The organism is Phyllobacterium sp. T2-21 (genome assembly GCF_055378485.1).
Genome location: NZ_AP027912.1, coordinates 3560271 through 3573661, shown reverse-complemented (window position 1 = coordinate 3573661; position 13391 = coordinate 3560271). Strand labels below are relative to the sequence as shown.

The following is a 13391-nucleotide window of genomic DNA, read 5'->3' as shown; positions in this document are numbered from 1 at the left end:
CTTGTCTCACATACAATTTATGTCTTCTGCTTTGTGCGGTTCCGATTGTATGGAGTCAAATACTCATATGCAAAACAGGTCCGCTAGCATGACTGATCTCAAAGACTGGACACCGCGCCCTCTGCCCGCCCGCGAAGCCATCGAGGGGCGATACGTCACTCTGGAGCCGCTGGATGCCGCCAGGCATGGCGACGGGCTTTACGCGGCATCGAGCGTTGCGGATGCGGCCGACCGTTTCCGCTATCTGTTCGAAACGCCGGCGGGCGACCGCCCGGCATTCGACGCGTGGCTGGAAAAGGTTTCGGCCAGCAAGGATCCGCTGTTCTTTGCGGTCATCGACAAGAAGTCCGGCAAGGTTGCAGGGCGGCAAACCCTGATGCGCATCGATCCAACGTTCGGCGTCATCGAGATCGGCAACATCTACTGGGGACCGCTGATCTCGCGCAAACCGGCGGCCACCGAGGCGCAGTATCTCTTCGCCTCCTATATCTTCGATACGCTCGGCTATCGCCGCTACGAATGGAAATGCAACAATGCCAATGAGCCGTCCAAGCGGGCGGCCGAGCGGTTCGGCTTCACCTTCGAGGGCGTTTTCCGCCAGCACATGGTGCAGAAGGGTGAGAATCGTGACACTGCATGGTATTCGATCATCGACAGCGAATGGCCGGCGCTGAAAGCCGCCTATCAGGCATGGCTGTCGCCGGACAATTTCGATGCGGACGGGTTGCAGATCAGGCGGCTTGAGGATTTGCGCGCGGGTTAGAGCTTGCGTTCGGGCGCAACGGGGCTAAAAAGGCTGCGACAGTTGTGCCCCAGGAAAGACAATGACCGTGAGTGATCCCAAAAGCCGCAATGCTGCCATCGCCGCAGCCTGTATCATGCTTGGTTTCGGGTTTGCCGCGTTCTACATGCCCAACATGATGATCGCGCTGGGTACCCGCTCGCCGGTGCTTGCAGGCATTTTCGCCGCTGTCTTTGTGGTCGGTTTTTTTCTGGTGTTCTGGTTGCGTGGCAGGAGCCAGCGCCGCAAGGACTAGAGAGTCTTTCCTTTAAAAACGCAGCGCCGCCGTTAGTAGCAGCACGCCGACCAGCACGATGAACAGCGCACCGCCGACTTCGATGGTGTTCTGAACGCGGGTTGAAAGCGCGCCGCCGCCGGAAATTCTTAAGGCAACATTCTTGGCCGTCACCGCCAGCGTCGCCAGCACCGCCACGGTGATGAAGGTGCCGAAGGCCATGGCGAAGACCGAGAGCACGCCGCCGAGCATCAGCCCGTTCAGCAGCGAGAATGTCAGCACGATCAGCGCGCCGGAACAGGGGCGCAGGCCCACCGCAACGATGGCCGACCATGCGGTCTTCCAGTTGAACTCGCCGCCGAGCATCGCCGGATCGGGCGCATGGGAATGCCCGCAGGTGGCGCAGACTTCCCCCGCTGCGTGATGGTGATCGTGATGATCGTGCGTGTGGTGGGTGTGACCATGCGCATGCGCAGCGTGGCTGTGATCGTGGTGGCCATGATCGTGATGGTCATGCCCGCAGCCGCAGTCATCGTCATGGCTGTGATGATGATCGTGGTGGTGGTCGGTCAGGACGGAACCGTGATCGTGCTTTTCCGGCATGAGATGGGCAACGCGCGGGCCGAACAGGAGCGGCAGCTTGCGCCAGAGCAGGGACAGGCCGAAGGCGATGATCAGGACGAAACTGGCGATCTCCATATAGCGCGCCGCGTCGTTCATCGACACGGTGGTGCCGCGCAGTACGAGCCAGGCCAGGCCGACGATGAACAGCGCGGTGATGGCCTGCAGCATGGACGAGGCGAAGGACAACAGGATGCCGCGCTTCAGCGTGGTCTCGTTGGCGAGCATGTAGGAGGAAATCACCGCCTTGCCATGTCCGGGGCCGACCGCATGCAGGATGCCGTAGAGGAAGGAGAGGCCAACAAGCACCGAGGCCTGCCAGGGGTCCTCGCGCATGGCTTTGAGCGCATGGGTCATGGCGAGGTAGAAATTGCGCTGCTGGATGTTGATCCAGAGGATGATTTCAGCGAAAGGCCCGGTCGGCTGCATCGCCACCTCGTTCGAACCGATACCGAGCGACGAGGTCTGCGCCCATGCGTGGCCGCCAAACAGCGCTGCGAGAATAAGGGCACAAACAAGGGGTGTTTTCCGCATCATCTTATCCTTTTGCCGGGCAGTCGATTTCCAGCTTGGTCGCGAAGATTTTCGACATGTTGGTCCCGGATGGGTCGTTGAAGAAAGAATCGGTCAGCGTCGCCTGGTTGGCGGCAAGCGCTTCATCCGGATTGGGCCGCACCACCTTGGATTTGCAGTTGGCGGGCAGGCCGGTGACATGAATATCGCTGTCATTGACGTAGTCGATGGCGGTGTAGAATGTCGGATCATAGACGCCGAAACTGGTGACCTTGCCGAGCTTCAGCGGCTGCTTCGGCTTGCTCTCGAAGATGATCAGCAGCTGGTTGTTCTGGAAATCCGCGATCAGGTGCTCAGGCGGCGCCATGACGACCTTCTTGTTGTCGAGCGTCACGGTCTGGAAATAGTCGAACTCGGAAATCGACGCGTTGATCGTGTTTGCCAGGTCGGTCAGTTCCTTCTCGTCCAGCTTCAGGTCGCCGTTCTTGTCGAATTCGACGAGGACGGTGCTGGAAAAGAGATCGTCGAAACGCCAGACATGGCCGAGTTTCTGCACGGTTCCGTCGGGATTGATGGTGACGTCAAGACGCGCTTCGGCAAAGACATGCGGGTGCACATACGCCGGTGAGGCGATCATCATGCCTGCTGCGAGGGTTGCGATGAAAATCGCGAATCTTTGGTGCATTATTCCGCCTGTAACATGAGCGCAAAGGACATTCCGAACGTGTCGAAATTGGGACGATATAACATATTCACGCCCTGCGGTTGTCCTTGAACCATTTTGCCAGATAGTCAACAAGCACGCGCACCTTGGCCGGAAGATAGCGGCGGTGCGGGTAAACCGCATAAATTCCGCCATCGCGCAGCGAAAATTCCTCGAGCACACTGACCAGCCTGCCGCTCTCGATATCCGGCCTGGCGATGAAATCCGGCATGGAGCCGAATCCCAGCCCGGCCAGCACGGCGCGGCGGGTGGACAGCGGGCTGTTGATTTCCATCTGGCCGGATACCTGAACCGAAATCGTCGGGCCGCTGTCGTTGAGAAACTGCCAGTTGTTGCGCGAGCGGTTGTTGGTATCGATGATGCAGGGCAGGGACGCCAGCTGTTCGGGGCGGGTCGGACGCCCGACCCGCTCGATCAGATCGGGAGAGGCGCACAGCAGCGTGCCGAAGGGGGCGATGCGCTTGGCGATAAGCGAGGAATCCTGCAGCCGGGTGATGCGGATGGCAAGATCGAAACCCTCCTCGACCAGGTCGACGAACCGGTCATCCAGGCGCACGTCGAGAATGATATCCGGCTGCGCGACGCAGAAGTCGATCAGGCATTGGCCGATATCCGCATCGGCGAAGGTGCGCGGCGCCGATATCTTGATGCGGCCCTTGATGTCGCTGCTCGATTCACGCACCGTTTCCTGCAGGCTTTCCACCTCACGCAGGATTTCGCTGGCGCGCTGGTAATAGGTGTGCCCGGCTTCGGTCAGCGAGAATTGCCGGGTGGTGCGGTTGAGCAGCAGCGCGCCGAGCTCGTCTTCCAGCTCCCGCACATATTTGGACAACAGCGCCTTGGAGCGGCCGATCTTCCGGGCTGCGGCGGAAAAGCCTTCTGCCTCCACCACATCGATATAGGCCCGCATCCGGGTGAGTGTGTCCATGTCAGTGGTTTCCTTCCGCGGCGGACAGGATGGCGCTGCCAAGCCGGATGAGGGCGCTGTCGCTGCCCTTGGGGCCAAGCAAGGAAATGCCGAAAGGTGCGCCGTGCACCGCGCCGAGCGGCAAGGTGATCTGCGGAAAGCCCGAAAGGACGGACAGACAGAGCAGGTGCAGGGCGCGTTCCCGGTAAGTCTGCAGTTCGTCGAAGGACGAGTTGACCAGGGGCGCGGCACCCGGAACGGTCGGCAGGACCATGACGCCGTCATCCCCGAGCACATCGGCAAGTTCGCGGCGGAAGAGATCGCGGCGCCGGGTCTGTGCCTCATAGGTCTGCGTATCGATGGCCGCGCCATAGTCGAAGCGGTCCTTGACGCCGGGGCCAAGCTGGCGATCCCCTGCCGATATCCAGGCGCCATGGCTGGCCCAGGCCTCGAAGCCCTGGATCTGCCGGAAGCACAGATAGAGATCGTCCATGGAGGCTGTGGACTGGCGGGCGGATCTGGCGTGGCCGAGATGGGCGGCGACGTGCCGGTACATGGCGCGGAAGGCCGCATCCTCCGCTTCGCCGAGCAGGTAGTGTTCGAGCAGCGGGATGAACAGCGGGCGGCTGAGCTTGAAATCGACCGCGTCCGGTCCGAGCAGGACCGCGCCGACTTTGCCGTAGAGGTCCCTGTCGCGGGCGAACCAGCCGAACGTATCGAGCGAGGGGGCAAGCGGCATGGTGCCGGCAAGCGATATGCGGCCGTGGGTCGTGCGCAGACCGATCAGTCCGCAGAAGCTCGCCGGGGCGCGGATCGAGCCGCCGGTGTCCGATCCGGTGGCGATGTCGGCCCGCCCGCCGGCCACGGCCGAGGCGGAACCGGACGACGATCCGCCGGTTACCCGGTCCGGTGCCCTCGGGTTGACCGGAAAGGGGTAGTGGCTGTTCTGCCCCATCAGCGAAAACGCCAGCTCGTCCGTCTGCGTCTTGCCGATGAAACGGGCGCCGGAATCCAGCAGTTTCTGCACCGACGGCGCGGTAATACTTGCGGCTGATTCGTGATTTTTCGCCGGATTGCCGCATTGCGTCGGCAAACCGGCCACGTCGAAGATATCCTTGACAGCGAGCGTATAGCCGCTCAGCGGGCCCTCCACGGATGGAAAGGCCTGAAAAGGCAGATTCAGCAGGGCATTCAGGGGCGAAATCGTGCTCATCGTTCAATGATTCTATGTGATTTGACCCCCTTTGTTCAATGAATAAAAAAAATTCGCGGATGCGAGATTTGTCATTGATTGGACACAAGTTTGGACTTATATCGCCCTTGCCCAAAGTCGCACGTGCCCCATGGGTGTCCGCCGATCTTCATTATGGTGAAGAAACGGTATGGTACCTGGAACTAACCCCTCCAGTCAGTTTGACGGCCTACTGCCAGACTGAGGACATCTTGAAGCAACGACGGTGCGGGCCTTTCTGGTGTCTTTCGGCTGTCCACAAGCCGGAATTACTGAAGAGGCACACCTTCATTGCCGGTAGTGCGGATGGCATCATCCAAACCAAGGCAGACAAAGCGGATCAACGCTGGCTTAGCGTAGATCCATCGCCGCATGAACTTGTCCGTGTTTCCAGCATCTCCAAAGGCTGGCTTCGCGCGAGATGGATTCACGCACTTTGTCCTGGCGGTCATACGGGGGAGAAACCCCTGCGATCGCGACTTGTTGAGGCGGCCGGAAGTGCCGTCACGATTGGAGACCCAAGATGGCTACACAGCGCATTCTCGATTTCATCAATACCCGACGCCCGAATGGCCCTTGCATGGTGCTCGACCTCGAAGTCGTGCGCGAAAATTTCCATAATTTCGAGATGGCCCTGCCGGACTCGAAGATTTTCTATGCCGTGAAGGCCAACCCTGCGCCGGAAATCCTGCGCCTGCTGGCTTCGCTCGGCTCGAACTTCGACACCGCGTCGGTTGCGGAAGTCGAAATGGCGCTCGATGCCGGTGCATCGGCTGACCGTATTTCCTTCGGCAACACCATCAAGAAGGAACGGGACATTGCCCGCGCCTTCGAACTCGGCATCCGCCTGTTCGCCGTCGACTGCGTCGAAGAAGTCGAAAAGGTCGCCCGTGCGGCTCCCGGCGCCCGCGTGTTCTGCCGTGTCCTGACCGATGGTGCCGGCGCCGAATGGCCGCTGTCGCGCAAGTTCGGCTGCGTGCCGGCCATGGCTGTCGACGTGCTGCGCGCGGCGCAGAAGCTCGGCCTCGAATCCTACGGTGTGTCGTTCCATGTCGGTTCGCAGCAGACGGACCTGGCTGCCTGGGACCGTGCCCTGGGCGATGCCAAGCAGGTTTTCGATGCGCTGGCCAAGGAAGGCATCACGCTCAAGATGGTCAACATGGGCGGCGGTTTCCCGACCCGTTACCTCAAGGACGTGCCAACCGCACAGGCCTATGGCCAGGCGATCTTCCAGTCGCTGAGCAAGCATTTCGGCAACCGCCTGCCCGAGACCATCATCGAGCCCGGCCGCGGCATGGTCGGCAATGCCGGTGTCATCAAGGCGGAAGTCGTGCTGGTTTCGAAGAAGGCCGACAACGACAATGTCCGCTGGGTCTATCTCGACATCGGCAAGTTCGGCGGCCTGGCAGAGACCATGGACGAAGCCATTCGCTACCAGATCACCACCCCGCGGGATGGCGATCGCAGCGAACCCTGCGTGCTGGCCGGTCCGACCTGCGATTCCGCCGACGTGATGTACGAAAAGAACCCCTATCCACTCCCCATTTCGCTGACCATCGGCGATGAGGTGCTGATCGAGGGAACAGGCGCCTACACCACGACCTATTCCGCTGTGGCCTTCAACGGCTTCGAACCACTCCGATCATACGTCATCTAAACCGGCTTCAAGCCCGGTTGAAACATTCTGCCCGGCAACGCGCCGGGCAGCGGTGACACGCACATGACACGATTGGTCGAGACAATGGACGCAGCAGAAAACATCGAACAGAACCTGGTACCCGACGGCCTGTATTTCGCCGGCGCGGGTGCCTATGCCATCATCAACGAACTGCCGCAGGACGAGAAGGCGCGCGAAGATTTGCTCGACCGCGCCATGGGCGAGGGCCGCCGCCGCAAGTCGTCGGAAAAGCTGCGCCGCGGCCGCCTGCCGTCGGAAGGTCTTGCCTTCTCGGCGCGCGGCGCGGGCGGTGCGCTGCTCGGCACCGTGCGCCTCTGGGACATCCAGGCCGGCCATGACGCGGCGGGCAAGGGCGTGCGCGCGCTGCTGCTCGGACCGCTTGCCGTCGATCCCGCATCGAAGGATCTCGGCATCGGTTCGGCGCTGATGCGCCATGCGATCAAGGAAGCCGCCCGGCTCGGCCACGGCGCCGTCATCCTGGTCGGCGACCCTGAATATTACGAACGCTTCGGCTTCACCGGCGCGAAGACGGCAGGGCTTGCCATGCCGGGTCCGGTCGAACGCCGCCGCTTCCTCGCGCTTGAATTGAAGCCGGGGCATCTGGATGGCGCCAAGGGCCTGCTGACATCGAAAGGCCGCCGCTCGTCGCGGGCGATGCGGATCATTCCAGTGTCGCTGCGGTTCTCCGCCTGAATGGAAAAGCCGGCCCTTTGGCCGGCTTTTTGTTTAGCGGGTCAGAAATTCCTGGATCGCGCCGATCTCGCTCTGCTGGATTTCATGCCCGCCGGGATGCCAGGCAATACGCACATCCGCTCCCTGAGCCGCAAGATAATCCGCCAGCGCCTGTGTGCGGTCAGGCGGGCAGATCGGGTCACGCTGCCCGGCGGTGATGAGCACGCGCTTTCCCGCCAATTTTGGCTGGGGCGCCGGTGTCCACGGAATCAGCGGATGCATCAGGATGGCCGTGTCAAACAGCTCCGGTTGCTCCAGCATGACCGAGGCAAGAATGTTGGCGCCGTTCGAATAGCCAAGACCGACAACGTCGGACGGATTGGCAGCGTTCTTATGGGCTTTGACAAAATCCGCCATGGCCCGTGTCCGCACGGCGAGATCGTCCATGTCGTAGACGCCCTCGGCAGTGCGGCGGAAAAAGCGCGCGGCACCATGTTCCGAGACATCGCCGCGCGGCGAGACGATACCTGCTGACGGGATCAGGCGGCGGGCGAAATCGAAGAACTGGTTCTCGTCGCCGCCCGTTCCGTGAAAGACGAAGAACAGGGGGCTGTTCGGGGTTTGCGCCGCATGGACGCGATGCTGATAGGAATGCGTCGACATATCCGTCCCTTCCGCCCGGTGCCTTTGCATCTGGGCCATGGATTGCACTGTGTTGCCTCACATATGGAACGCCGGATGCCATCGCGGAAGCTGCCCGCCGCTTGATGGATTGTCTCCGTGGCGGAGACAGTGAGCGTGCATGGTTCTTTAATCTTTGACAACGCTTGCAATAGAGTTGGTGCGTGGTTCGACAAGCTCACCATGAGGGAGGTGAGTTGGCTGCGAGGCCAATTCTGCAATGTTGCAGAATACGGCTCCCTGCAATCCTCCACTTCCCTCATGGTGAGCTTGTCGAACCACGCACCAGATGGAAGTGCAAAGGAATGCAATCGATGTCCTTTTTTGTCCGCTTCTCGTCCGCTGCATGCGTATCTGCCGATTGCATCGCGTTGTACTGTTGGGATATCAACACACAGGAGATGCCAGAAATGTCCGCAGATACCGCTCTTATCGTCATCGACGTGCAGGAATCCTTCCGCCAGCGCGCCTACTGGAACGAGGCCGAAGCACAGGCTTTCATTGCCAATATCCAGCGGCTGATCGATGGCGCCAAGGCTGCCGGCCTGCCGGTCATCCAGATTTTCCATGTCGACGGCGATGGCCCGTTTGCACTGGACTCCGGCTTCATCAAGCCGCTGGCACCGGTTTCGCTCGAAGCCGATGTCGTGTTCCACAAGGCCCGGCACAGTGCGCTTGTCGGCAGCGGGCTCGATGTCTGGCTGACCGAGAACGGCATCCGCAAGCTGCTGGTGTCGGGTATCCGCACCGAACAGTGCTGCGAGACCACCACGCGCCATGCCTCGGATCTCGGCTATACCGTCGATTACGTCTCCGAGGCGACGCTGACCTTCGCCATGACCAATGCCGCCGGGCGCACCTTCAGCGCCGACGAGATCCGTGCCCGTACCGAGCTGGTGCTGGCCGGGCGCTTTGCCCGGATCGTGACGGTCGACGAGGCGTTGAACGGGGCGGGGCAGGCGCTGGCCGCATGAAGCCCGAGCAATCCCTGCATATCGATGTTCTGGTGGTGGTGCCCGCAAGGGCGCTGCTGCTGGATATTGCCGGACCGGTGGAGGTGCTGCGCAAGGCCAATCTGGAACAGGACGCGGTGCATTTCGACGTGCGCTATGTCGGCCCGCTCGCCAGTGTCACCACGTCCATCGGCTTGACCATCAGCGGCATCGGGCCGTTGCCCGACCATGTGCCGGATGATGCGATGATCATGCTGGCAGGCGATACCACGACGCTGCTGGACACGGCGGCGAGCCGCGGGGCGGAGGCGCATGGACACCGCGATGCGGACATTGTCGCCTGGCTGAAAGCGCATCTGGGGGAAACCCAGACACTGGTGACGATCTGCTCCGGCGCCTTGCTGGCGGCGCGTGCCGGCCTGTTCGACGACCGCGTCTGTACCACGCACTTTGCTTCGGTTGACGAGCTGCGCGCACTGGTGCCGACGGCGCGGGTGCTGGACAACCGGCTCTATGTCGAGGATGGCAACCGTTACTCGAGTGCGGGGATCACGGCGGGTATCGACCTGATGCTGCATCTGGTCAGCGAGATGGCCGGTCCGGCCTGCGCGGTGGCCGTCGCGCGCTATCTGGTGGTCTATCTCCGGCGCAGCGGCACCGATCCGCAATGGTCGCCATGGCTGGACGGACGCAATCACATCCACCCGGCGATCCACCGGGTGCAGGACCGGCTCGCCGCCGACCCGGCGCAACACTGGACGCTGGAAAGCCTGGCGGATATCGCCGCAACCAGCCCGCGGCACCTGTCGCGGCTGTTCAACGAACATGCCGGAATGAGCATTCCCGATTATCTCAACCGCCTGCGGGTGGCGCTGGCGCAGGAAATCCTCAGCCATACGCGGCTGGATATGGAGGGTGTGGCGGAGCGCACGGGTTTTGCCTCGGCGCGGCAGCTGCGCCGGGCGTGGGGCCGCATCCACGCCACGCCGCCGAGCGGGGCGCGGGGAACGCCGTGATCAACCCAAAAAGAAACCGCCCCGTTGGCGGAGGCGGTTTCAGGCAATCATTTTAGCGCTTGATATTGTCAGCCGACATCCGACCATGGGCCGTGGAAATCGCCTTCCTTATCCACGCGCTTGAAGCCGTGCGCGCCGAAGAAGTCCCGCTGCGCCTGGATGAGATTGGCCGTGCCGCGCGCCTGCCGGTAGCCATCGAAATAGCCGAGAGCTGCAGCGAGCGCCGGGGTCGGCAGACCGGCCACGGCCGCCTTGGCAACCACATCGCGCAACGCCGTCGAAGCTGTCTTCATGCGTTCGACGAAGGATGGCGCCAGCAGCAGATTGTCCTGGCCGCCACCGGCGAAAGCCGAGGCGATCTCGTCGAGGAACTGCGAACGGATGATGCAGCCGGCGCGCCAGATTTTCGCCGTGGTGTCGAGCGGGATGTTCCAGCCATGCTCGGCCGAAGCACCTGACATGACGGCAAAGCCTTGCGCATAGGCGGCAATCTTGCCGGCCAGCAGGCCCTGTTCCAGCGCATCGATGAAGGACTGGTCGGTGCCCGCAAGCTTGGGCGTGCCGAGCGAGGCATAGGCTTTTGCGGCTTTGGCGCGTTCGTCGCGCAGCGCGGAAATCGAGCGCGCGGCAACCGCCGCTTCAATGCCGGTTGCGGGGATGCCGAGCATCTGCGCCTCGATGGCGGCCCAGCGGCCGGTGCCCTTCTGGCCGGCGCTGTCGACGATGATCTCGACGGCCGGCTTGCCGGTTTCCGTGTCGGTGGCGGCGAGCACCTTGGCGGTGATTTCGATCAGGTAGGAATTGAGCGGGCCCTTGTTCCAGGTGTCGAAAATTTTGCCGATTTCAACCGGCGACAGCCCGAGACCATCGCGCAGGATGCCGTAGATTTCGGCGATCATCTGCATGTCGGCATATTCGATGCCGTTGTGGATCGTCTTGACGAAGTGACCGGCGCCATCGGGGCCGAGCAGCGCGGCGCAGGATTCGCCCTCATACTTCGCCGAAATGGCTGTCAGGACCGGCTCGATCCGCGCATAGGATTCGGGCGTGCCGCCGACCATGATCGATGGGCCATGCCGTGCGCCTTCCTCACCGCCGGAAACGCCCATGCCGACGAAGGTCGGATCGTTGGCGCCGAGTTCCTTCAGGCGGCGGACCGTATCGTGGAAGTTGGCATTGCCCGCATCGATGATGATGTCTTCCTTGGCAAGGAAGGGCTTCAGCGCTGCAATCTGTTCATCGACGGCCTCGCCTGCCTTCACCATCAGGATGATCGGGCGGGGTGCGCGGATGTTCTTGGCCAGGTCTTCCAGCGTTTCGCAGGGAATGATCTTGTCTTTGAGGGCGCCCGCTTCCTGATGAAAGGCGTGGGTCTTTTCCACCGTCCTGTTGTAAACCGCGACGCGATAACCGTTTTCGGCAATATTGAGCGCGAGATTGGCACCCATGACGCCAAGGCCGATCAATCCAATGTCAGCTTGCTGCATGATTATGTCCTTGCTTTATTCGATTCGAACGCAGGCCCAGAGCCCGGGTGAGCATTTGTATATCAATGTGCCTGCCGGGCAATGACAATCTCAGCCATCACGCAACTGTTCCATGTCGCGGATGCGTTCGGCGCTGCTGTTCTGCAGCTTGTGCGTCACCCCGGCGATCAGGGTTTCCGCCATCAGGAAGAGCGTGGTGGAGGAGTCCCAGGGCGAGGGGACGGCCGTGCGCCCGGCGATGACATGGCGGGCGAAGCGGGCGATGGGGGACAGCCACTGGTCGGTGATCAGCACGATCTCGACACCGCGCGCCTGCGCCTTCTCGGCGAAGCGGATGAGGCTTTCCTGATAGCGGCGGATATCGAAGATGACGAGGACATCCTTCCTGCCCATGTCGATCAGCTGGTCGCGCCAGTTGCTTTCCTGGCCGGTGAGATGGGTGACGCCGGAACGGATGATCTTCAGATGTGCCGCCATGTAGATGGCGATCGGATCGGTGAAGCGGCCGCCGAGCAGATAGACATGGGTGCGGGTGCGGCTGAGCGCCTCCGTCGCGTCGTCCAGCTGCTGCGTCGAGAGATGGTGAAATGTTTCACGAATGTTCTCGATGGCCGCTTCCATCAGGGGGTAAGCGGCGCTGCCCTTGGATGACTGAATGATTGTCGCGCGGTTGAGCGGCGACTGGATCTGCGCTGCCAGCTCCTGCTGCAGGGCCTGCTGGAATTCCGGATAGCCCTGAAAGCCGAGACGCGAGACGAAACGCAGGATCGTCGGTGAACTGACCCCCGCTTGCGCCGAAAACTCCGCCACCGTGCGCAGGCCGATCAGCGGGTAGTTGGCGATGAGGGTCTGCGCGGCCTTGCGTTCGGACGTCGACATCGCATCGATTTTTTCGCTGATCAGTTCGGAAATGCTTGTTCCCATCAAACTTCTTTCGGTCAAAGTCAAGAAACGCAATTTTCGCATTTGACAATTTTGTGACTTGTGTATCAAATCATACGTGAGTGGAAATAAAAATACAAAATGTAATACAAAGTACAAATTGCCGAAGAGGGCAAAATGGGATTATCGCAGGCCACGCACAGTGTCTGGGAGCCGGTCCGGGTATCCAACCCCGATGGTGGCTCGCCGTTTGTCATTCTCTGCGATCACGCTTCCAACCACATTCCCGCGCCCTATGGCCGTCTCGGCCTTGAGCCGGACGATCTGCAAAAGCATATCGCCTGGGACCCCGGCGCGCTGGGGGTCAGCCAGGGGATGGCCGCGCTGCTGGATGCGCCGCTGGTTGAATCCTGCGTCTCGCGGCTGATCATCGATTGCAACCGGCCGCTCGAGGCGCCTGATCTCATCCCGGCCACGAGCGAATTGACCACGGTGCCTGCCAATACGGGGCTCGATGCGGCGGAAAGGCAGCGGCGCATCGCGCTGTCGCATCAGCCCTATCACGCGGCTATCGAAGAACTGGCACGGGACCGTGCGCGCAAGGGCTTTCCGGCGCCGGTCTATGTGGCGGTGCATTCGTTCACGCCGGTCTATCGCGGGGTCGAGCGGCCCTGGCACATCGGCATCATCCATGACGAATACGATCAGGTTGCCGCACCGCTGATTGCGGGCCTGCAGGCGCTCGATCAATACTGCGTCGGCATCAATGAGCCCTATTCGCCCGCCGACCGGGTCTATTACACGCTTGAACGCCATGCGTCGGCGCAAGGGCTTGCCGCGGTGATGATCGAGATCCGCAACGATCTCATCACCACACCCAAAGAAGAAAAAGCATGGGCCGGGACCCTCTCGGCCATTTTGAAGGAAATTGCCCAGGGGCCGCTTTCCACAACCAGGAAGGCTGCAAACAGGATCGCATAAGGATTGGTATCTGACGTTAGAAATTTCTC

General features: G+C 61.6%; 14 protein-coding genes. 7 read left to right on the top strand and 7 right to left on the bottom strand.

Annotation, left to right across the window (positions count from 1 at the left end; genetic code table 11):
- Nucleotides 1-88: 88 nt before the first annotated feature.
- Nucleotides 89-763: a GNAT family N-acetyltransferase gene (locus ACZ5FP_RS17710; RefSeq protein ID WP_464661445.1), complete on the top strand. Its 675-nt coding sequence runs from the start codon at nucleotides 89-91 to the stop codon at nucleotides 761-763.
- Nucleotides 764-824: 61 nt separating this feature from the next.
- On the top strand, nucleotides 825-1037 hold the full coding sequence (locus ACZ5FP_RS17705) for a hypothetical protein (protein ID WP_464661444.1): 213 nt from the start codon (nucleotides 825-827) through the stop codon (nucleotides 1035-1037).
- Nucleotides 1038-1049: 12 nt separating this feature from the next.
- Here the strand turns inward: ACZ5FP_RS17705 and ACZ5FP_RS17700 are convergent, their stop codons facing one another.
- The 4 genes from ACZ5FP_RS17700 to ACZ5FP_RS17685 form a co-directional block, all read right to left on the bottom strand.
- Entirely contained in the window at nucleotides 1050-2171 is a 1122-nt protein-coding gene (locus ACZ5FP_RS17700) for a nickel/cobalt transporter (protein WP_464661443.1), read from the bottom strand.
- A gap of 4 nt (nucleotides 2172-2175) precedes the next feature.
- Nucleotides 2176-2790 carry a DUF1007 family protein gene (locus tag ACZ5FP_RS17695; protein WP_346307210.1) on the bottom strand — a complete coding sequence of 205 codons (615 nt, stop codon included), beginning with the start codon at nucleotides 2788-2790 and terminating at the stop codon, nucleotides 2176-2178.
- Nucleotides 2791-2902: 112 nt separating this feature from the next.
- Nucleotides 2903-3802: a LysR family transcriptional regulator gene (locus tag ACZ5FP_RS17690; protein WP_464661442.1), complete on the bottom strand. Its 900-nt coding sequence runs from the start codon at nucleotides 3800-3802 to the stop codon at nucleotides 2903-2905.
- Between the two features lies 1 nt (nucleotide 3803).
- The gene (locus ACZ5FP_RS17685; protein WP_464661441.1) at nucleotides 3804-4994 is read right to left on the bottom strand and encodes an amidase; all 1191 of its coding nucleotides are present in this window, start codon (nucleotides 4992-4994) and stop codon (nucleotides 3804-3806) included.
- Between the two features lie 541 nt (nucleotides 4995-5535).
- Between ACZ5FP_RS17685 and odc2 the strand changes: the two genes are divergently transcribed.
- Together odc2 and ACZ5FP_RS17675 are read left to right on the top strand one after the other, a co-directional pair.
- Nucleotides 5536-6669, top strand: a complete 1134-nt coding sequence (odc2, locus tag ACZ5FP_RS17680) for an ornithine/lysine decarboxylase (protein ID WP_105731891.1) — start codon at nucleotides 5536-5538, stop codon at nucleotides 6667-6669.
- A gap of 84 nt (nucleotides 6670-6753) precedes the next feature.
- Complete coding sequence (locus ACZ5FP_RS17675) at nucleotides 6754-7383, top strand: GNAT family N-acetyltransferase (RefSeq protein ID WP_464663340.1); 630 nt, start codon at nucleotides 6754-6756, stop codon at nucleotides 7381-7383.
- Between the two features lie 33 nt (nucleotides 7384-7416).
- Here ACZ5FP_RS17675 and ACZ5FP_RS17670 read toward each other — a convergent pair whose 3' ends face one another.
- On the bottom strand, nucleotides 7417-8025 hold the full coding sequence (locus tag ACZ5FP_RS17670; RefSeq protein ID WP_464661440.1) for an alpha/beta hydrolase: 609 nt from the start codon (nucleotides 8023-8025) through the stop codon (nucleotides 7417-7419).
- Between the two features lie 428 nt (nucleotides 8026-8453).
- Here ACZ5FP_RS17670 and ACZ5FP_RS17665 point away from each other — a divergent pair, with 428 nt between their 5' ends.
- Nucleotides 8454-9017: an isochorismatase family protein gene (locus tag ACZ5FP_RS17665; protein WP_346307194.1), complete on the top strand. Its 564-nt coding sequence runs from the start codon at nucleotides 8454-8456 to the stop codon at nucleotides 9015-9017.
- Complete coding sequence (locus ACZ5FP_RS17660) at nucleotides 9014-10012, top strand: GlxA family transcriptional regulator (RefSeq protein WP_464661439.1); 999 nt, start codon at nucleotides 9014-9016, stop codon at nucleotides 10010-10012. The genes ACZ5FP_RS17665 and ACZ5FP_RS17660 overlap by 4 nt, the downstream gene beginning before the upstream one ends.
- Before the next feature lie 68 nt (nucleotides 10013-10080).
- On the opposite strand, the gene gndA is transcribed toward ACZ5FP_RS17660, so the two are convergent.
- Nucleotides 10081-11499 (bottom strand): NADP-dependent phosphogluconate dehydrogenase, encoded by a 1419-nt coding sequence (gene gndA / locus ACZ5FP_RS17655; protein WP_464661438.1) that lies wholly within the window; start codon nucleotides 11497-11499, stop codon nucleotides 10081-10083.
- A gap of 90 nt (nucleotides 11500-11589) precedes the next feature.
- On the bottom strand, nucleotides 11590-12423 hold the full coding sequence (locus tag ACZ5FP_RS17650; protein WP_464661437.1) for a MurR/RpiR family transcriptional regulator: 834 nt from the start codon (nucleotides 12421-12423) through the stop codon (nucleotides 11590-11592).
- Between the two features lie 135 nt (nucleotides 12424-12558).
- Here ACZ5FP_RS17650 and ACZ5FP_RS17645 point away from each other — a divergent pair, with 135 nt between their 5' ends.
- Nucleotides 12559-13362 (top strand): N-formylglutamate amidohydrolase, encoded by an 804-nt coding sequence (locus tag ACZ5FP_RS17645; protein ID WP_464661436.1) that lies wholly within the window; start codon nucleotides 12559-12561, stop codon nucleotides 13360-13362.
- Nucleotides 13363-13391: the final 29 nt, after the last annotated feature.